General features: G+C 50.4%; 24 protein-coding genes and 1 tRNA gene. 4 read left to right on the top strand and 21 right to left on the bottom strand.

Annotation, left to right across the window (positions count from 1 at the left end; translation table 11 throughout):
• Positions 1–34 precede the first annotated feature (34 nt).
• The 9 genes from VXJ35_RS04125 to VXJ35_RS04165 all read right to left on the bottom strand — a co-directional run bounded on the left by VXJ35_RS04125 (position 35) and on the right by VXJ35_RS04165 (position 7,135).
• Positions 35–1,048: a hypothetical protein gene (locus VXJ35_RS04125; RefSeq protein ID WP_064020597.1), complete on the bottom strand. Its 1,014-nt coding sequence runs from the start codon at positions 1,046–1,048 to the stop codon at positions 35–37.
• Entirely contained in the window at positions 1,048–1,809 is a 762-nt protein-coding gene (locus VXJ35_RS04130; RefSeq protein WP_064020598.1) for a hypothetical protein, read from the bottom strand. The genes VXJ35_RS04125 and VXJ35_RS04130 overlap by 1 nt, the downstream gene beginning before the upstream one ends.
• Positions 1,810–3,675, bottom strand: coding sequence for a hypothetical protein (locus VXJ35_RS04135; protein ID WP_064020599.1), 1,866 nt, complete (start codon positions 3,673–3,675; stop codon positions 1,810–1,812).
• The gene (locus VXJ35_RS04140; RefSeq protein WP_064020600.1) at positions 3,675–4,223 is read right to left on the bottom strand and encodes a hypothetical protein; all 549 of its coding nucleotides are present in this window, start codon (positions 4,221–4,223) and stop codon (positions 3,675–3,677) included. The genes VXJ35_RS04135 and VXJ35_RS04140 overlap by 1 nt, the downstream gene beginning before the upstream one ends.
• Positions 4,224–4,232: 9 nt before the next feature.
• Positions 4,233–4,784 carry a hypothetical protein gene (locus VXJ35_RS04145; protein ID WP_064020601.1) on the bottom strand — a complete coding sequence of 184 codons (552 nt, stop codon included), beginning with the start codon at positions 4,782–4,784 and terminating at the stop codon, positions 4,233–4,235.
• Between the two features lie 101 nt (positions 4,785–4,885).
• Entirely contained in the window at positions 4,886–5,209 is a 324-nt protein-coding gene (locus tag VXJ35_RS04150) for a hypothetical protein (protein ID WP_157198058.1), read from the bottom strand.
• Between the two features lie 42 nt (positions 5,210–5,251).
• Positions 5,252–6,529: a DnaB-like helicase C-terminal domain-containing protein gene (locus VXJ35_RS04155; protein WP_064020603.1), complete on the bottom strand. Its 1,278-nt coding sequence runs from the start codon at positions 6,527–6,529 to the stop codon at positions 5,252–5,254.
• Positions 6,526–6,720 carry a hypothetical protein gene (locus VXJ35_RS04160; RefSeq protein WP_197495959.1) on the bottom strand — a complete coding sequence of 65 codons (195 nt, stop codon included), beginning with the start codon at positions 6,718–6,720 and terminating at the stop codon, positions 6,526–6,528. Before VXJ35_RS04160 ends, VXJ35_RS04155 begins: the two co-directional genes overlap by 4 nt.
• Positions 6,721–6,733: 13 nt before the next feature.
• Complete coding sequence (locus VXJ35_RS04165; RefSeq protein ID WP_157198059.1) at positions 6,734–7,135, bottom strand: hypothetical protein; 402 nt, start codon at positions 7,133–7,135, stop codon at positions 6,734–6,736.
• Between VXJ35_RS04165 and VXJ35_RS04170 the strand changes: the two genes are divergently transcribed.
• Entirely contained in the window at positions 7,129–7,287 is a 159-nt protein-coding gene (locus tag VXJ35_RS04170) for a hypothetical protein (RefSeq protein WP_157198060.1), read from the top strand. The genes VXJ35_RS04165 and VXJ35_RS04170 overlap by 7 nt on opposite strands.
• Positions 7,288–7,612: 325 nt before the next feature.
• On the opposite strand, the gene VXJ35_RS04175 is transcribed toward VXJ35_RS04170, so the two are convergent.
• From VXJ35_RS04175 to VXJ35_RS04215, 9 genes are all read right to left on the bottom strand, one after another.
• A complete protein-coding gene (locus tag VXJ35_RS04175) occupies positions 7,613–8,071 on the bottom strand; it encodes a helix-turn-helix domain-containing protein (protein ID WP_064020606.1) in 459 nt (152 codons plus the stop codon).
• A gap of 133 nt (positions 8,072–8,204) precedes the next feature.
• The gene (locus tag VXJ35_RS04180) at positions 8,205–8,342 is read right to left on the bottom strand and encodes a hypothetical protein (protein ID WP_157198062.1); all 138 of its coding nucleotides are present in this window, start codon (positions 8,340–8,342) and stop codon (positions 8,205–8,207) included.
• Between the two features lie 570 nt (positions 8,343–8,912).
• Positions 8,913–9,137, bottom strand: coding sequence for a hypothetical protein (locus VXJ35_RS04185; protein WP_064020607.1), 225 nt, complete (start codon positions 9,135–9,137; stop codon positions 8,913–8,915).
• 36 nt (positions 9,138–9,173) lie between these two features.
• On the bottom strand, positions 9,174–9,698 hold the full coding sequence (locus VXJ35_RS04190; protein WP_157198063.1) for a hypothetical protein: 525 nt from the start codon (positions 9,696–9,698) through the stop codon (positions 9,174–9,176).
• 90 nt (positions 9,699–9,788) lie between these two features.
• On the bottom strand, positions 9,789–10,085 hold the full coding sequence (locus VXJ35_RS04195) for a HigA family addiction module antitoxin (protein ID WP_064020609.1): 297 nt from the start codon (positions 10,083–10,085) through the stop codon (positions 9,789–9,791).
• Between the two features lie 22 nt (positions 10,086–10,107).
• On the bottom strand, positions 10,108–11,115 hold the full coding sequence (locus tag VXJ35_RS04200) for an STAS-like domain-containing protein (RefSeq protein WP_064020610.1): 1,008 nt from the start codon (positions 11,113–11,115) through the stop codon (positions 10,108–10,110).
• Positions 11,116–11,257: 142 nt separating this feature from the next.
• Positions 11,258–12,460 (bottom strand): site-specific integrase, encoded by a 1,203-nt coding sequence (locus VXJ35_RS04205; protein WP_064020611.1) that lies wholly within the window; start codon positions 12,458–12,460, stop codon positions 11,258–11,260.
• A 185-nt stretch (positions 12,461–12,645) separates the two neighbouring features.
• On the bottom strand, positions 12,646–13,437 hold the full coding sequence (locus VXJ35_RS04210; RefSeq protein ID WP_064020612.1) for a hypothetical protein: 792 nt from the start codon (positions 13,435–13,437) through the stop codon (positions 12,646–12,648).
• A gap of 121 nt (positions 13,438–13,558) precedes the next feature.
• Positions 13,559–13,689: transfer RNA gene (locus VXJ35_RS04215), tRNA-Lys, on the bottom strand.
• A gap of 155 nt (positions 13,690–13,844) precedes the next feature.
• Between VXJ35_RS04215 and VXJ35_RS04220 the strand changes: the two genes are divergently transcribed.
• Both VXJ35_RS04220 and VXJ35_RS04225 read left to right on the top strand, forming a co-directional pair.
• Positions 13,845–14,081 (top strand): FitA-like ribbon-helix-helix domain-containing protein, encoded by a 237-nt coding sequence (locus VXJ35_RS04220; RefSeq protein WP_082880795.1) that lies wholly within the window; start codon positions 13,845–13,847, stop codon positions 14,079–14,081.
• The gene (locus tag VXJ35_RS04225; RefSeq protein ID WP_064020613.1) at positions 14,068–14,487 is read left to right on the top strand and encodes a type II toxin-antitoxin system VapC family toxin; all 420 of its coding nucleotides are present in this window, start codon (positions 14,068–14,070) and stop codon (positions 14,485–14,487) included. Before VXJ35_RS04220 ends, VXJ35_RS04225 begins: the two co-directional genes overlap by 14 nt.
• A gap of 93 nt (positions 14,488–14,580) precedes the next feature.
• Here the strand turns inward: VXJ35_RS04225 and VXJ35_RS04230 are convergent, their stop codons facing one another.
• On the bottom strand, positions 14,581–15,594 hold the full coding sequence (locus VXJ35_RS04230) for a Wadjet anti-phage system protein JetD domain-containing protein (protein WP_064020614.1): 1,014 nt from the start codon (positions 15,592–15,594) through the stop codon (positions 14,581–14,583).
• Positions 15,591–16,166 carry a hypothetical protein gene (locus VXJ35_RS04235; protein ID WP_157198064.1) on the bottom strand — a complete coding sequence of 192 codons (576 nt, stop codon included), beginning with the start codon at positions 16,164–16,166 and terminating at the stop codon, positions 15,591–15,593. The genes VXJ35_RS04230 and VXJ35_RS04235 overlap by 4 nt, the downstream gene beginning before the upstream one ends.
• Before the next feature lie 94 nt (positions 16,167–16,260).
• Between VXJ35_RS04235 and VXJ35_RS04240 the strand changes: the two genes are divergently transcribed.
• Positions 16,261–17,487 carry an IS256 family transposase gene (locus tag VXJ35_RS04240; RefSeq protein WP_064020593.1) on the top strand — a complete coding sequence of 409 codons (1,227 nt, stop codon included), beginning with the start codon at positions 16,261–16,263 and terminating at the stop codon, positions 17,485–17,487.
• Between the two features lie 149 nt (positions 17,488–17,636).
• On the opposite strand, the gene VXJ35_RS04245 is transcribed toward VXJ35_RS04240, so the two are convergent.
• Positions 17,637–18,884, bottom strand: coding sequence for an IS256 family transposase (locus tag VXJ35_RS04245; protein WP_064023362.1), 1,248 nt, complete (start codon positions 18,882–18,884; stop codon positions 17,637–17,639).
• Positions 18,885–19,007 lie beyond the last annotated feature (123 nt).

Genomic DNA, 19,007 nt, shown 5'->3' on the forward strand with positions numbered 1-19,007 from the left:
TGGTTGAAAAATTGGGTGTCGGGGGCGATTATGCCTACCCCCTCTGAGCGGCAATCATCGCCACGATTTGTTCCATGGTCATTCCGGTTGCCGCCAAGATGGTCGCCGCATCGTTCGCCTGCTTCATGGATGCGCGCTTGGGGCGAGACGGGGGAGGTGCCATTCTGGCTGCTGTCCTTACCGCATTGGCGATGTTGGAGGCCTTTGAAGCTTTGTTGATGGCTTCGATTTTGCGCGGGCTAAGTTTTTGTTTAGCCGCCATCTCCGAGGCCTCGCGCTGGGTCATTCCGACAATCTTTTGTTGCCCTGATCGCAATTTGTTGGCGTTTTTGGATCGATCGGCTTCGATCAGTGCGGCTATCCTTCGCCAGATGAAAATGGAGCTATTCAGTTCGGTCATGACACGGAGAACATGTTTGCACGCGATGCCTTCCAACTGAGGGTTGCGTATCTTAGGGAACCCGGTTTCGGCGCGGCCGGCGTTGGCACCCATTAGCGTGGTGATGTAGCGGAAGACAAACGTGTGGTGGTCGCAATCACAGTCGAATCTCAGATTTCCTTTGGCAATCTCCTTTGCGGCTTGCAGCGGGGTGCCCTTGGCCAGACCAACGTCATAGTCCATGAGTACGATATGGACACTGTGACGAACCTTGTCGGAGTCTGGCCCGGCGTTGGTCAAGAAATGGATGTCGCCATTTTTCACGCGAATCGGGATAGCGGCGTGGATTTGTTCCTTGCTCCGCCGCTTATCCTCAGGAGTTGAAAGATTGATCACCTCGTTCGCGGTCACTCCCTTGATGACGCGTGATTGCAACTTGGTGATGTTGCGGTGGAACGCGATCAAGTCCTGTTTGGTGATCGGCCGCATTTCGCCGTTGGCCAGGCCTAGGGTCGTCATCAGCACCTTGGCTGAGCGCCAGTCCTTTCCCTGGATTTGCTCAGGCCGTAAGATGGTTGTTGCGTTATCGCGGCGGAAGGCGTCGAATTCGCGACGCGCATTGAGTTCCTTTTTCGCGCCAGAAATGTCGAATTTGGGTGGTTTTGCCATTATCGTTTTTGAATGGATTGCCAATATTTGCGGTCAATGGCGGCCAACGTTGCCAGGGTTACCGGTACCGACAACTCGACGAACTTGCCATCTTTGCTGGTCGGTGCCGTCAATGGCTGGCTGATCGACTCAATGACCATGGGCGCGAATGTCCTGCCCTTGTAATGGAAGGCCAATAACGTAGGCGCCTGAGAGGGCAAAACGGCCTCGATCCAATCCTTTGACCCTTTCAAGGCCTCAAATGCATTGGTCAATAGCGTACTGTCCTTAGCCAGTTCGATCGGCAACGCCCATTCCATGAGCTGGTTGAACGGTGTCTCGACTTCCGAAACTGGATCGCGCCAAGCCCTAAACAGCAACGTCATCTGGATTTTTGCCGGCGGCATGCCGTTGAATACCTGAACGGAATTCAACTGGGTAATTCCGGTTCTACCTTCGAACTGTTGCAATAAGCGCGTGGCTTTTGAATTGGAATCGGCTTGCTTGTCAAAGCCGAGTTTGTCAAAAATGTCTGAAGCCAATCCCGACTGCAGCATGGCGAACAGCGTTGGTGCTTTTGTTTCAGGTCCGGCCTGTTCGAAAGGAGATTGCCAGTTCAGCGTGACTTCCAGGCTGGCGTCGTCCGTTACCGCCGCCTGGACGACGGTATTGGAGCCCTGTTTCTTGTTGCCTTCCCGGTCAACCTCCCAGAATGAGGCAATCAGATGGGGCGACAGCGCGCCCCAGTCCGACGTCAGCGTTTGAGTTTCATTGATTTTCATTTACCCCCCAATGCCGCCACTCGCGATGTGAGCTATCCGGCGATCTGATAAGCTTTGCCCGACGTCCTGCGACGGTATGTTGACGGTGAAGGCCTTCGCCTCTGGCGATCCAAGTGGCTCAATGACCTTGGGCGCCTCGGCGATTTGCGGGATTGTTAGCGCTTTGGGCATTAGTCCGACCGGTGGCGCGCTGACGCTGGCAACGGCCAAGGCGCCCTGTTTCGCGTATAGCGAGGCCAAGGTTCCGTTGGCGTCCGCGCGGTCTCGGCCGCGGGTGAAGTAATCATTCGCGCCGCCAGCGCCAACCAAATGCGCGGCTTTGATATAGGCGGCGATTTGTTCCGGTGTCGAGCCGGCCGACAACGCGCCAGACCGCAAGCCGGCTTTTTGGAGTTGTCCCGCGTATTTCGAATAGGTCTGGTCTTGCAACGCCTGGTCGGCCAGGAAGGCGTCTTTGCCGCCGGATAGAAGCCAGTTTGCAGGATTGGCGAGGAATGTTTTTTGATCGAATCGCCCGTCTTTTCTGGCGGCTTTGAGCTTGGCCGGATCGATAAGACCGGCATCGGCAAGCGCAGCGGCGCCGAATTGGTAGGAACCTAGGTAGCCGTACTTATTTTCGGCGGTGGTTTTTCCGCTTGATTCCGTCCGCCGGGTGTCGGCGGCCAAGGCGGCAAACTGCGCCGTGGTCAAACCGCTAGGCGTATCGCCTTGGAAGGCATTTGCGGCCTTGCTAATGGCGTCAGCGCCAAAGCCTTTTACTTTCTCGATGGCCGCCATCGTTTTCGGCGAGCTTTTTACCAGGTAATTACCTACGTCTTTTGCCTGCTCGGTGACAAATGAAGTCGCCTTACCGGCCGCTCCCTTGACACTGTCGATGGCGGCCCCAGCCTTATCGCCGGCTTTTTTAAGGAACTCCATCGTTTTGGGCGAGCTTTCGACTAAGAAGTCGGTGAACTTACTCCAGCCTTCGGCCATCTTTCCGCCCAGGTCTGCAAAGAATTTTCGTCCATCGTCGGTAAAGATTCCCCACGCCGCCACGCCAGCCGCGGCAACGGCAACGCCTATCGGGCTGAATACTGCGGCGATAGTAGCAGTTAATGCCCCGCCTATCATGGACACAAGTCCGCTACCGGCGGCCGCCAATCCTCCAAGCGCCCAAGGAATTGCCCGGCCCAGGATAGAGCCCGTTGCGCCGCCTGAAAAACTGCCATCCTCGCCCTGGATTCCGGTTTTACCTTCGATGTTTTTCAACGTCTTGGTCGATACCTTGTTGTAAACCGATTCCTCTTTCTGGAAGATCGACAGCTTGGAAAATATTTTCTTAAGCCACGACGTTTGCTTATCGCCTTGGAAAAATTCGAAACCGCGGCGCAAAGGTTCGGCCACTTCGCGCGCCGCCTTTACAGCGGGGTCGGCATCGTCGATCCCCGAAGTGACCGCTGTCAATCGCGATAGGCGGTCGCCGATAGACGCGATGACCGATGCCGACTTGTTGCTTGCCGATGATCCTCCTGCCGTAAACCTTCCCGCAGAATCGCGACCAGGAAGTTCGGCGCCTCCGCCCGATGATACCCGCCGAATCCGTTCGGCAACTACCGCATTCCCGGCCGCCGCCGTGGTGCCGCCGCTGGATTTTGAGCTATTGGGGACGGCGACTTTCACGGTAGATGCGCTGGTAAATTTGCCTGAAGCATCCCGCGCCGGGCTGGCCGATGGCGAGGGCCTTGTGTAGCCGTGCCACCGTTCGCTGATTGTGCGGCGAATGGCCGACACGTCTTCGCTAATATGACTAATGTCGCTCGACTTGCGGCCGAGTTCGATCGGGTCGCCGATTAAAAAACCACGGGCGTCGGATTGAATGGCCATCAGGGGTAGCTTACGGCGGTGCCGGCCAACAAGTCTACGTCGTACAGTCCTGGAGATGGGTAAGGACCTGATTTTAAGAAGGAATCTAGCTTGTTGGCTTCGGTTTGAGCAGCGGAAATTGTGGATAGGTCTGTGGCATGCGTTGGCGCAGGGTAGAGCGTCGAAAATTGAGCGGCGGTCATTGTCCGCTCGGGTTTGCTTAGCTCCCTGGCGTAGGTTTCTGTCTTCATATTCTTCATGACATTAAGCATGAAGATGTCTTGCTCGAGCAGTGCTTTTGGGAAGGTATTTGTTCCCGTGATGGCGGCTATTTGCGCTTGCTTCGACGCGATCTCGGCGTTTTCGGCCGCTAATGTTGGTGGACTGGGGAATAACGAAACGAATTCGCTAGGGCGCATTAGCTCGCGTTGCGCCGCTTGTTTGCGGCGGTCGTATTCGTCATTTCTCTGACCGATTGCCAGATTTGCGTCCTTGAAGGTCTGGCCCAGGGCTATGATCCGGTTTTTTGCGGCCAGCAGTGTGGCGGCGGTAATTTGCTGCATGTTCATGCTATCCCCTTACCCTACTTCGGACATGTTTATCTGCGGAGACAAGGAGGTTCCAGCCAAAAGACCGGGATCGAACATCGGAGCGTCGCCTAGAAATTTTTCGATTTTTGATTTTTCGTTGACCAAGGCGTCGATTTTTTTCTGCAGCGCTTCGATTTCTGGGGTTGGATCGTCCAAGATCGCGTTGATCTCATTTTGGCTAAACCGTTGTTTTTTTAGCTCTTCGGTTCTGTCGGCGAATGACTTTCGCACCCAATATTGGTTCGATTTGTGTTCTTCTAGCAAGCGATCGATATAAAAAAATCGACTAGAGGCTAGATTAATCAAGTTTTCGTCGCGGCCATGAAATTGCTTATTCGCCTGGTCGATTACGGCGGTGGCCTCTGCATTGATCTTGCAGAGGATCTTGGCCGCTTGCGCAACCGTTTTGGTATCGGAGGCGCTGAGGCCAATAGACTCGAGGTCGATTTTTTCCAAGGCAAGGGCGGCCGCGACCACTGTTTGTTTTACTGAGACCGCTTGGCACATTTCAGTTTTTGTTATTTTCAAATTTTTATGCATTTTTAACCCCATTTAGTGCGTAAGTTGGATGTTGTCGATAGCTTAAGCGCGGATTTCTTGAGAAATTGCCCCGTTATCCTGTTTTTGATTTGTTAGCGAGTTCAGGCTTCGCCGCTGCTGGTATTTTGAAGTGGCTGTGATGGAAACAAATCTTCCATCTTGCCGGATGCCGCGTAGTCAACGAGCAACTGCAGCATCCACAAGAATTCGCCCCTCTCGTATTCGTCGTGGAATTTAAAGCCGCCCTGATCAAGGGTGGTGATGTAGCGCTCCGCAATCACCGCAAAGGCTCCGCGCAAATAATCCGGATTGGTAGCGGTTTCAAGCTTGTCGCTTTGTTTTTTTCTCTCCAGCAATTCCAGCATGGTAGGTGACTGTTGATCCGCTAGGCTTTGAAGCTTGGGTAAAAATAAGTTGGTAAGCATTTGGTTCTCCAATGGTGGTAAAAAAATTATTGGTCGGTTGGGTTAAGCGGCGTCGGCGTATCGATCCGCGAGGTTTGTCCATTGCATCGTTTGTGGTAGATAAGTGCATCGCACCGTCGCCACTTCCCCGTGTCGGTTTTTGTCTACGATGATCTCTGCCGGTGCGAGGTCGTCGTCGTCGCGGTGCAAAAGCAGGATTTGATCGGCCTCTTGTTCAATGACCCCCGAGTCCCTCAAGTCAGCCATGATCGGTCTCTTGTCGTCTCGCTTGGTGCTAGAGCGGTTTAGTTGCGCGAGGGCCATAACTGGTATGTTGATTTGACGGGCAATATTTTTCAGGCCGATGGCGACCTCTCCAACGTCGATAGTTCTATTGCCGCTAGTTTTGATTGGCTTAACGCGGGTCAGGTAGTCAACAACGACGAAGTCCAGGCCGCCGTCAATCGCCCAAGCCTTGGCTTGGAGAGCTACGTCGGCGATTGTGACATCCGGCTTGTCGAAAATTCTCACATCGAGGTGTGCGATGCGATTAATCGCTGCCGTGATGTGAGGCCAATCATGGTCTTGCAAATTGGCATCCCTAAGCGCCGTGCCAGCGATCTCGCTATTCGCTGATGTTGCCCTAAGCATCAACTGGCACACCGCCATTTCGGTGGAGATAATGCCGACTCGCTTTCCTGTTTTTGCTAATTCCAGCAAGACAGACATTCCGAAAGCGGTTTTTCCGACGGCAGGCCTCGCGCCGACGACGACCAGATCGGTCGGATGCATGCCACCAAGCACGCGATCGAGCGCAGCAATACCCGTTTTGAGCCCTAGGCCGCCCGTCTCGCGCGATTCGAATGCGGCCTCAAGTTCGTCAACGAATTGGCCTAGGGCCTGCTTGATTGTGTGGTTGTAGTTGCGCGATTCCGTCGCGACTGCCGCTAAGGTTGATTGCATCATTTGGCCAAGCACCTCCTCCAGGTCTGCGCCAGCCTGGAGCTCGGCGAGTGAATTGGACAGGACTTGCTGTACGTGGGCTGCTTGGTACATTGACCGCAGCCCAGCCAAGTATTTGGGCAGGTTCTCGGCGGCCGCGTAAGAGTTGCTGCGGACTTGGTTTAGTTCTCCGAGAATCGTCGGATGCTTAATGCGCTCGGCGAGCGTGATCATATCCGACTCGTTGCCGGCGGCAACAATGGCTTTAGCGGCGGCGATTACCGGTCGCCATTTTGAGAACCATTGCTCGTCAATTTCATGGCCGGCCAGCGCCGCGGGATGGTTAAGCAGGATGTGAACAACCGCTTCCTCGTACTTGATTTGTTTTGCTTGGCTCATTGGTAAATTTTCCGGCGTGATTTGGGTAGCGGTTCGGGGGCGGTGGTGGCGTAACGGACGAACTCGGGCAGATTTGGCGGAAACTTGTTTCCGGAGTCGATACAGGCCTGAATTGCCGCCTCGATCTGGATCGGCGAAAGTCGGTTTAGCTGCTTGGCCCATTCGATTTTCACGGCGTTCAGTTCTTCCACGCTTTGAAATCCATCAATCCATAGATTTCGATAAATCGCTCCCAGCCTCGAAAAGAGGATGGTGGCTTGCTCCAACGCCTGGGTTGTGGGAGCTATTGCCGACAACGGGTGTTGGGAATAGCTGGGATCGAACGTCGGCGGATTTTGGTTTTTGGGCATGTTTGTTTCCTCCGGTTTGGGCGGGGTTGGTTGGAATGGTCCAGGGTTCTTGAAAGTGCAAATCGGGGCCGAAGAACGTTGCGGCCTGTTTGACGAATTCGGTGCCTGTTTTGCCGAAAGCGTCGGCCCAGGCGGCATAGCGGATGACGCCGTCGATTAACTCTTGTGCGCTGCGTCCCTCTTTGATCCTTGCGTTCCAGGCTTTGAGGGCTCTTTTTGTCGGGTTACCGCCTGATCGCTTTGGATAGTGTGACAAGGCAAGCTCGAACTGCTTTTCTGTATCAGATTTTGATTTCTTCGCCGGCTGAGGTTTTTCGGATAACCCGTCGGGAAAAAGATTATCTGTATCTGTATCTGTATCTGTATCTGTATCTGTATCTGTATCTGTATCTGGTGGCGTTACTGTAACGTTACAGGCCTGTTTCTTTCTTTCTTTCTTTCTCTATGCCTCGCAACCCGCGCCGCGCTTGAGTCTGACAAATATTGGCGCTTATCCCAGTTCGTAGGTAAGTTATCACTACCAATAAGGTTTTTGGAAAGTAAAGTGGCTTTCGTTTTTTGCCATTCGGCAACAGTTATGCGGAGTTGAAACGATACCTCGTCGTCTTGTAACGTTACATTCCCGTTACAGCAGCGGAGGCACAAAATCATAATGAATCGCCGCTGATCCACCTCCGTAAGCATCTGGGTTTTTGGGTCAGTGGCGAATTCGTGGTACAGCCGGAACCAGGTATTAGACATTTTCCATCCTATTTTTTTTGCTGATCTGAAGGTCGCCAATCTGGCTGCGGTGCACCGAAGGCCAGCATTCACCGGCGTCGTTTGCTCGATCAGCAAGCGCAAGTAACACCAGTTTTGCGGCGGGCTTTAGGGCCTGGCGCCAGGCCCACTGGGTGGCGGCGACGCTCATTTTTTGGCCGCTGGGCGGCCAACCGACCGAAACAATGAACCCGGATTCGCACAAGGCTTTAAGCGATTTGATGGCGGTCTTGCGATTCAACTCGGTTTCTTCGCACAGCGATGCAATGCTTTGGTAGTATTCGGCCGATTCGTTGCCTGTTCGTTTTGCCATAGCAACCAAAATAAATTTCTCGGCAGAGCTCATGCCATGTTGGGCAAACGCCCATTCGCGGCGCTGGTAATAATCCATTTTTTTATTTTGGCCAGCGCAAATACCCGAGGTGATTACCATATTTGTTTTTGGCTAACAGGTTGGTGAAAAACCATATTCTGGCCACTAATTTAGCTATAAGAAGCCTTTATTTAGTGCTGAATCAATCTTGTAGTACTAAATATAGGTCTGATTGGTTGCAAAAAAGAGTTTTTCACCAACCTGCTAAGGCAGTTCCATTGCCTTGCGGTATCACCTTTGCAATAATCCTCGCAGAAACAAACTGACCATCAATCATTTCAATCAATCCATTTTTCTTCAAAATGGATTTAATACTTTTTATATCACTCATTTTTATCACCATAATTCGCCAAAAAGGCTGACTGAATTAATGGCGCACGTTGGGCGCATTTCCCGATTCGGTTGCCGTCGAGTCGAAGTCTTTTTTGTTAAAAACTGGGGAATTTGCGCCTTTTTCTGCGCCTAATTAAATGCAAGCCTTAAAACGCAAGGCTTTGCAACGCATTTATTATGCGGTTAGGTATCTATTTGAGAATCGATGCACTCAGCCAGAACTTTCGTGTTCACGAAAAGATTTTTGCCGATTTTGCGGAATGCTTTGGATAAGCCGTTATTTTTGCGCTGGACAACAGCCCACCGCCAGGATTTCTCGGAATATAGGTGTGGATATTTTTTTGGGACATCGCTGGACGGGGTAATATCGTCGAGCGTTATAGTGATTTGCGCTGTCGATGTATGGTCTGACGTTTTATTTGCTGCGATTACCATGTCTTCATTCTCCGTTTAGCTGGTTTGGATGTGTGAAGCTATGGTATTGATTGAAATGAATTAATTCATCTAACAAATTGCAATTTTACCGGTAAAATTGCAGCTCTACCGGTAAACCTGCAATTTGTTAGGTTTATTCCTCTGGGTACTTTAGGTGATCTCGCAAAGTTTTATCTGTTGGCATTTTTCTAAATCCGCTGTTTTTTATAGTAAGCCTAGCCTTTACTGCGAGGCGGCGTGACTCTTCAATAGGGGCATCAGGGTTTTCTTTCATGTAATTATAAAAAAACTCTTTAACGGGAACATACTTATCTTTTGTTTTCTTTTTTATAGCCTTAGCAGGTTGGTGAAAAACCATATTCCAGCCACTAATTTAGCTAGAAGAAGCCTTTATTTAGTGCTGAATCAATCTTGTAGTACTAAATATAGGTCTGATTGGTTGCAAAAAAGAGTTTTTCACCAACCTGTTAGGGCCATTTCCCATTTTCTCAAGACGTTCTGTTATCTGTTTTATTATTTCATCTCTTTTGCGTAGACCACCAGCATCAATTTCGTCCTTTAATTTATTAACCTCATAAAACTCTTCATTTTTTACAAGTTGAATTAAAGAGAAAATAACATTAGGGTTTATATAAAAATATTGAGCAAGACTCTCATTTTTTATGTAATCTATATATTTAATATGATTGGAAAAATTTATATTGCTGTAATATAAGGCTAAGGCCGTTATATCAGTTTTATAGGCATATCCATTGCGATAGTGCCCTGAATCAAAGCTATCAATAAACTCATCTTTATTATCTTCTGTTAAATCCACGGCTTCTAAAATATCTTTTGGTGCAAAACGAAGCAGCAAATCTGAAATATCTTCGCCTGTTGGTTCTCGGTAAGGTCTCATGGCCTGAATCACTCCATTCAAGTGCATTGTTATTAAGGTGGATAGCCAGCCAAGCGGTTAATGACTCCGCCTGTCCCCCGTCGGGTAAGGCTGGCTAATTCGGATAATCGTTTATGCCGCGTGTGGCCGATCAATCGGCGTGACGTTGGGCTTGGGCTTCTGCCGAGCCTGCCATAAATCGTATTCGGCTTGCATACGCACCCAGGTATCGGCGGTCGGTCCGTTCAGCCAGGCTGCGAGCCGGATTGCCATATCGGCGCTGATCGCCGCCCGGCCATTGACGACGCGGGACAAGGCGACACGGGAAACGCCAAGCTGCACGGCGGCTTCGGTGACGCCGATACCCAGCTCGGGTAACACATCCTCTTTCAAAATGCTGCCGGGGTGTGGGGGATTGAACATAGTCATATTCGTTTCCTGTTAAATGGGCTCATTTCGCCGACAGCGCCCGCTTGACCATGTTTTCCACGGCTGGGGTTAAGTTGATCGGCAGTAATTGGGTATTGGGGTGGGCGTTGCCGAACACCCGGAACACTTCGTCGGCAAACGCCTGACCGATTTCCTCGACGCCGGTAAAATCCAAGACCACAACCTGGAAGCGCTCGAAGCGCATGGTCAAGCGCTTGGCTTGCGAGCGGGAAACCAGCTTTTCGCCTTCATGCTGAGCCAGCCTTACCGGCACAATGGTCTTGGCAAAGGTATATTCCTCCGGCGCGGCAAACTGGTCGAAGACGTCTTGCAAGATGCGCGGGCTATCGTTGGCCAGGCGCATCAATACCAAGGTGCCCGGCGCATTGGCGGGACGTTCGAGCAGAATATCGGCACCCCATTCGTCATGCATAAAGTGCAATAGGCCGGAACGGATGTCGAAGGCGTCCATCACCTTGGACGAAAAGAAAATGCCTTCGCCGGTATGGTTGGCGGGATCGGTGGTCAGCTTGCCCTTAGCCAGTTCCAGGATCGCCTCGCGCGGATCGTATAAATTCATTGCCCGCTGAATTTTCAGAAAGATACCTTCCCCTTCGTCGGCGATGTAAATGGTGGTGTTAAGGGCATCTCGCACCAATTCCATGGCGACGTTTTCGGAGCCGGAATGGTCGATGGCATTGTTCACCATCTCGGTGACGGCGTAATGCCAGATGTCGCGAACGTTGCCGGGCAAGTCGTTTAGCAACGGCGAAATGGATTCGGCCCAGACAATATCTTCGCGTAATCCGGCTCGGGGGTAGACGCGATGAACTTGCGCCACCGTTGCCAATTGGTAGCGCACGCCACGGCCCACACCGGATGAGGTAATGAGGCCTTCTTTTTTCAGTTTTGTCAGCCAAGCACTGGTGGCCTGTCGGGAAACGCCATGTTGATTCGCTAGGCGGGCGGCGACATTGCTGCCATCTTCCGCGATGGCGAGTAGGATCGAGTGACGAAGATCGGTGCTCATAACGGTTAAACAAACGTAAAGTGATTTTAAATTAATTGTAAATTTAAGGCGTGCTAAACGTAAAGAACCAATTTACTCGGCTATTTGATTTATGAAAGGGAAGGCCAGCCAACCCAATCAAGGATTGGCTGGCGAATAGCCGCTACAAGTTAAAGGCCTGCGCTAACTCGTTGACGATTTGCCGCTTCTGATCGCGGCCTTGGTGAATGTAACGCATGGTGGTTTGAATGCTCTTGTGGCCGGCCAACTTGGCTATTTGGTTAATTTCTTTGCCGGCGTCGGACAGGGCAGAGCAGAAGCCGTGCCGTAGGCAATGAAAGGTGAATCGCTCAAGTTTGACTGTGCCATCCGCATTCAAAACATCCTTGTCGGAGATATTGGCCGCCTTCAATGCGTTGCGCCAAGCCTTGCGGAAGTCCATCGGTTGATCCGGTAACTCGGCCGACGGAAAGATTAAGCCGGTACCGATTTCTTGATGCCGTTTTAGTTCGGCTATGACGACAGGTGCAAGATATAACTCTCGGCTGGTGCCGTTTTTGGTATCGCCCAGAAAAGCGGTGCCTTCTTTGAAATTGATGTCGCTCCAACGTAGATTCATCAACTCGCCTTTACGGGCGCCCGTGGTCATCGCCATGACCACCAGCAGATACAATTTGTCCCAATGGGAAGCATGGCAGGCTTTAATCAAACGTTGGCGTTCCTGATCCGATAACACGCGATCCCGGCGTTTGGTGTCGTCATCGACCACGACACTTCGCACCAGGTTTTCATCGACATAACCGCGGCTCAAGGCGAATTTATAGACGCTGGAAAGTACGGCCTTTTTGCGGTTTATCGTGGTCGTCCGATCGCCGGCATCGATCATGTCGTCAACGTGTTCGCGCAAGTCGAAGATGTCGATGTCGGTCATGATGCGGTCGCCGAAAACCCTGCACCAATAATCAATCCGCTGCATCTGGCCTTTGTAGTCCTTTTTATTCCACCGAGACAGGTATTCGTCGCAGACTTCGCGAAAGGTCTTGTATCGAATGCGTTTGCCGGCCTTGATGAATAGTTCGGCGCCGCCCATGCGCTCGATTTCTTGCACGGAAAGCTGTAACAATTCTTTTTTGGATAGTAAATTTATGGCTTCCAGTTTGGCGGCATGGCGAATGGAAAATAGGTCGATACCCAAACGCTTGAAAACATCTTCTCCACCCAAGGCGCAAATTTCAGCCTCTGCGAGTGCAATTAATTGCGCCTGATCCATTTTCAGAATGGTGTTGATACTGAGTTCAATGCTATCGGCCCATGTTTGTGCCTGTTTTTCAGTAGGGAAGGTCTTGTTTTTGGTAACCCCTTTCATGCGGACATCCGCACGGAAGTTGCCGTTGGCTAACAGGTTGGTGAAAAACTCTTTTTTGCAACCAATCAGACCTATATTTAGTACTACAAGATTGATTCAGCACTAAATAAAGGCTTCTTCTAGCTAAATTAGTGGCTGGAATATGGTTTTTCACCAACCTGCTAAAGGTCGGATATACGCCATGGCTAAACCTCCGCCAAACTGTCGGTGTTTTCGGCTTTTAAGTGTCCAAAGAGGCGTTCCAGTAATTCCTGGCGCTGATATACATGCTCGAAATGAAAGTTCTGCGGGGAAATTTGACAAGTCGGGTACTCCGACAAGATTTCAGCCTGATAGCAGCGGGCCTGCGCTTCGGTTGTAAAATACTGGTCGCCAATAGGCAAGCATCGACGCTCCCCATCTCCGCTACACACAACAGCAAATGCTGTAACGTGGCTGACGGCGAGACGATTGCACTCGAGCTGAAAATCGGGGCAAGTGCCATCAAGCAGTGCGGATTTGTAACAAACAATTTGGCACTCAGGGTAGAACGGCAGACTGAGATGGCGCCAAGCCGTCGCCTGCTCTTGGGATTGAAACACCGGGCCGATCAGCCTGTTTTTGACGATGCAATCATCGCCGCCGTGGATTACGAAATAATAGCCGCGCGTTGCTCCAATAACATATGTCAGTAATCCCTGCCTATCCCTCGCAAATTCCGAAGGATAGAAATAAACCATAGGATAAAGAAATAATTCATGGCGGTTATCCGGGTCAAATTCTTTCGCCCATTGTTCGGCATGCTCCCGTACGGAGTAGCTTTCGCTTAGAATTTTATGCTCGGCAGTACAAACAGCGAATGTTTCGACATCATAAGTCCTGCGTACGCTGCTAGGCGCGATCAGGATATGGTTGTCGGTGCGGTTTTGGTTTAGTTGATTTTGCTCAGAAAAACTATCGTTTTTTGAGACTTGAAGGGATTGGTTTGACTGGTTCATTACGCCACCTCGTTGAGCAAATAATGCAGAGTGCGCCTAAATTTGCGCCTTGCTGCTGTTATGTTGCTTCAACTCGACGGCAATCCAGTTGATAAGCTCTTGATAAACAAGATTTATTCATTGGTGGGTCGTGTGCGATTCGAACGCACGACCATCGCATTAAAAGTGCTCAAAACGCTGCTTAAATCATTATAATTCAATGGCTTATGCTGGTGGTTTTGCGTGAGTTTGCATAACAAAGCATAACGAATCACAACTCAAATACGCAAAATTCACGCATATCATCTTGATAGATTTACCGATTGGTATCGGCATTCGTTGCCATTCAATCCTGTAAATTCAGTATTGGGTTGTTGCTATCAGGCATAGATGATAGCATTGATAGCAACTAATCTTCGGAGATTACCATGCCTAGTCTAGTTGTCAGAAACCTTGATGAATCCATCATTAACGCGCTTAAAGCGAGAGCAGTTGCACATCACCGCTCTACCGAAGCGGAGCACCGCGCGATTTTAGCGGAGTTTTTGTTAAGTCCCCAACGTAAAACCTTTGCAGAGGCATTAACCAATATGCCTTCTGTCGGTATAGATACCGATTTTCAACGCGTGAATGACGACACTCCGGCAACCAATGTATTTGATTGATACTAACGTCATCAGTGAGATCAGAAAAGGCGACAAAGCCAATCCAGGGGTTCGCCGTTTTTTTGATGCTGCAATCCAAAATAATCAAAAACTTTATATTTCTGTGGTCACGATTGGGGAGCTACGCAGAGGTGTCGATTTGATTTTTCATCGCGGTGACATCTCGCAAAGCAAGCTTTTAGAAACGTGGCTAAATTCGATTCTTGAACAATATCAAGAGAACATTCTCGGTATTGACTGCGATATAGCTTTAATCTGGGGGAAAATGCGCGTTCCTAATCCACAGCATCCCATCGACAAGCTGATTGCGGCAACTGCATTGATTTATGATTTGACGGTTGTGACTCGTAATACAGAGGATTTCCAAAACACCGGCATCGCTCTACTGAATCCATTTTCTGAATAATTCTGTTGCAACATGGCGTCGCCAGTTCGGTGCCTGCCAATCAGGTCTGTCTGACATCTTAAAAGTATCGATTTTAATCAGATGGGATATTTACTAGACAGGATTGCTAAGGGGTTCACTCTCCCAATTCATAAAAAGCTGCTCGGTCCCAAGACTCTCCTGCGGTATCCAGTAATCCAAAGCCCAGAGCTCCAAAATACGATCGCTCAACTCAGGCAGCCAACGCTGAGCGGCTTGTTTGTCACCAGATATTCTATTGACAGGAGACCTCCGTTTTCCATTTTCAAGCACAAATTGGTATAAGCCAATATCAGGCAAGACAACTGCCCCCTTAGCATCATTGAAGCTAAGAGGTATCACAATGCCTGCCGGATCCAAATCGCCAAAGTAGAGCGCTCCGTTAGCATCACATTCTCTGAGAACCTCTTGAAGTGCTTGGCCGGTGGAACAAAAAGCCTTTCCAGATCCATATACCACCGCAGCATATTGACAAGACTGGACATTCCACTCGGCCAGGCTCCAATAGGTGTGATGATTTTCTACTATAAGAACCGGCTGGCCGGGTGCATTAGCCGCTCGGTAGGGCAAAGGATGCGGAACCTGAAAAGCGCCAATTAATGACAGTGCCAATCGACCTGAAAAAAGCGCATTGTTTTTGGCCCTTGAGTCCAAGTATTTTTCGTCGCCAAATATTTCCAATGATCGCTCTCGAAGAGGAACCTTCATAAATTTTCCTCGTCGACGATGCAACCAGTCGTTAATTTCTTTAGCGGTCAGAAGCTCGCTTTCGGTCAGTTCAGTCCAAAAACCAAGCTCCGGAAGCCAGGAAATATTCGACCAGTTGTTGCGCGGTTTAACTTCATCTTGGTTTACTAAAGTTACAAACTTAGGCATTGGCGGATTGCCAACTTTCTCGAAGCTACCGGAAGCGGGTAATGCAATGTACCCGTGGTCTGCCATTTGTTTCAGCGAAGCCATCATGAGGGCATCGCGTTCAGGGTGCTGTAATTGTTCAGGGTTAACCTGTAACCAGTAACGCCGAAGATCTGATAAATCGATGCGTTTACGACGCACTGTCCGCAAGGCCAAAAGAAATTCGGCATTCACGCTACGACTTCCTTGGTTTCTGTCAGATCTTCAAACGTGGCAGATACCATTTCGATGTGGGATCTATTGGTTTTACTATTAGCGCCGGATTTTCTTAGACGGATAACTCGTCGGAATCCTGACAAAATGTTGTAATCAGCATTCGCCGTGAAGAAAATCAGCTGCACACCAATTTCTTTGGCTAATAATCGCTGCACATCAATGAGGGCACGGGTCTGAACTTTGGCAAATGGGTTGTCAAGAATAAGTGGCCCGCCTCCACCACGTTTGGTTCGGACTTGAGTATCGGCACGCAATTGGCTAATCAGCAAATAGAGAAACATGGCAATCACTGTACCCTGTCCCTTTGATCCTTTGAGCTCACCAGCAAGCTGATACTGATATACCTCGTTCTGCTCCATTTTTAACACTTGCAACCCCAGTTCCTGACGCCCGCAAACGGCAGTGAGGCATTGCGCAACTAAGTCAGCACCCTTGGCGGGAATCACGCTGCTTTTTATTAACCCATTTAGATAATGCCGGATTGCGTCTTTACGATTGTCGACAGAAACCCCTGAAAATGATGCTTTCATTTTGAGTATGTGCTTACCCCCAACATAGAGGGTGTAAGAATTTTTGTGTAAACGGCCATTAGGCAGGAAACTGCCCTTACTTTGAGGAGTAACTATGACCTTACCAAAATCCATCCCAACCGAACTGATCGACAGCTTGCTGTCAGGCTATCAAAAACCCGAAGACCTGTTGGGTGAAAACGGTCTTCTGAAACAACTGACCAAGGCCCTGGTGGAGCGGGCTTTAGAAGCTGAAATGACCGAACATCTCGGTCATGGCAAGCATGAAGCTGTCGGCAATCCTACCGGCAACACCCGCAATGGCAAGAGCCGGAAAACCCTGAAAGGCGACTTTGGCGAGTTGCCGATTGAGATTCCTCGGGATCGTCATGGCCACTTTGAGCCGCAAATCATTGGCAAACACCAATCCCGTTGGACGGGCTTTGACGACAAGATCATTTCGCTCTATGCCCGAGGTCTGACGGTCAGGGAAATCCAGAGCCATCTGGAAGAACTGTATGGCACTGAAGTTTCACCCACCTTGATCTCCTCGGTGACGGATGCCGTGATAGAAGAAGTCAAAGCCTGGCAATTGCGGCCGCTTGATCCGGTTTACCCCATCGTTTATCTCGATTGTATCCATGTCAAAGTGCGCGATACCGGTGCCGTGCGCGTCAAGGCCGTTTATCTGGCCATTGGGATTAACCTGCAAGGAGAGAAGGAAGTGCTGGGCTTATGGATCGCCCAAACCGAAGGGGCCAAGTTTTGGTTACAGGTCGTGACAGACCTGAAGAATCGCGGCGTGCAAGACATCTTCATTGCCTGTGTCGATGGCTTGAAAGGCTTTCCCGAAGCGATTGAAACCGTCTATCCACAGGCTGCCGTCCAACTGTGTATCGTCCACCTAGTCCGCAACAGCCTGAACTATGTCAGTTGGAAAATGCGCAAACAGATCGCCGGCGATCTCAAGCGAATATACCAATCAGCCAGCGTCGTTGAAGCAGAGCAACGACTGGCTGAGTTCGAGACGCAGTGGAACGAGGCCTACCCACCGATTGGCCAGATTTGGAGACGGAATTGGGATAGGATTATCCCTTTTTTCGACTATCCAACTGAAATACGTCGCATCATTTACACGACCAATGCCATCGAGTCCGTGAATATGAGTCTGCGGAAAATCACCAAAAATCGCGGCTCATTTCCCAGTGATGAAGCCTTGTCGAAATTGTTCTATTTAGCCCTGATGAATATCAGTAAAAAATGGACCATGCCGTTGCATGACTGGAAAGCTGCTTTGAATCGGTTTAGCATTCAGTTTGAAGACAGGATGCCTAATCGATAATTAAATCCCGTTTACACAAAATTCAGGACACCCTCAGCTTTGGGATCTTCGAAGAAGGGAAGCGAGTTGCAGTCGAGCATCGAACAATGGCAATAGCAAGCTGGGCTAAGCGATTGGAGCTATTGTCAAATCTGGTGTTCAGGCCTTGATCAAGCGGCGATCTGATTGCCGGTTTCTAGCTCAATGCCGTCCTTGAACGGAACCCCGGTAATCACTTTGGCGAGATAATCAAATCCTCGCTGGCGTCGCCAGGTTTTCTCAGCCGTTTGTCCCAGTTTGAATAGCATGTGCAACATGCCATCGCGGGCGAGACAGCCTTTGGCACGCTTGGTGCGATGGCGAATAGTGGCGAAGGCTGATTCGATGGGGTTGGTTGTTCGAATGCTTTGCCAGTGCTGAGCCGGAAAGTCATAGAAGGCCAGCAGTTCATGCCGGTCGCGATACAGACATTCAACCGCCTTGGGATATTTGGCATCATAGAGTGAGGCGAACTGGTCGAAGGCGCGTTCGGCGTTCTTTTGGGTGTCAGCCTGCCAAATGTCGTACAGCGACTGCTTCATCTTGGGTTGCACCGCTTTTGGAACGCGGTTCAGGACGTTGTTCATTTTATGCACCCAGCAGCGTTGTTGTCGGGTGTCGCTGTAAACCTCGTCCAGCGCGGCCCAGAGACCCGTTGCGCCGTCACCAATGGCCAGTTTGGGACTGTTCATACCGCGTGCTTTCAAGCCCAGCAATACTTCCCGCCAACTCTGCGTCGATTCGCGCACACCGTCTTCAATCGCCAGAAATCGTTTTTCCCCGCGCTCATTGACGCCGATGATGATCAAGGCACACAGCTTGACATCTTCCGCTCGCAGCCCGCTGTAGATGCCATCAGCCCAGATATAGACCCACTGATCTCGGTCCAGGCGACGGGTTCGCCAATCGTTATATTCCGCCGCCCACTCGCGTTTCAAACGGGCCACGGTGCTGGCTGATAACCCCGTGGCATCCGGGCCAACCAGGACTTCCAGTGCGGCTTCCATTTCACCGCTGGAGATACCTTTCAAGTATAACCAGGGCAATGCAGCCGATAAGGAACGTGTCTTGCGCACATACGGTGGCACCAACGCCGAACGAAAGGTAGCCCCTTGGCCGTCTTTTGCCCGAACCTTGGGAACCTTCACCGCTACGGGGCCAATGCCTGTCTGAATCTCACGCTCAGGTTGGAATCCGTTACGCACGACGGCGGCCCGACCATCGCCTAACTTCCGTTCGCTGAAGGCTTCCAGATAGGTCGCCAATTCGGCATCGATGGCTTGAGCTATTAACTTCCGCGCGCCTTGACGAATCAGATCGGTCAAAAGATCGGCGTTCTCTTCTCGACTCGACAGGTCGATTACATTACTCTTCTTCATGGTGGCGTATCCTTGGTTTTGATCGTTTTGTTTGGTCACAAATAATCAACCAGATACGCCGCTTCTCTTCAACTACCAAACACCAGATTCAGTTATAGCTCAAGCGATTGCCGCCTATGATTG

Origin of the sequence: Methylomonas sp. DH-1, from assembly GCF_046097555.1 — a bacterium.
GTDB classification, from domain to species: Bacteria; Pseudomonadota; Gammaproteobacteria; order Methylococcales; family Methylomonadaceae; genus Methylomonas; species Methylomonas koyamae.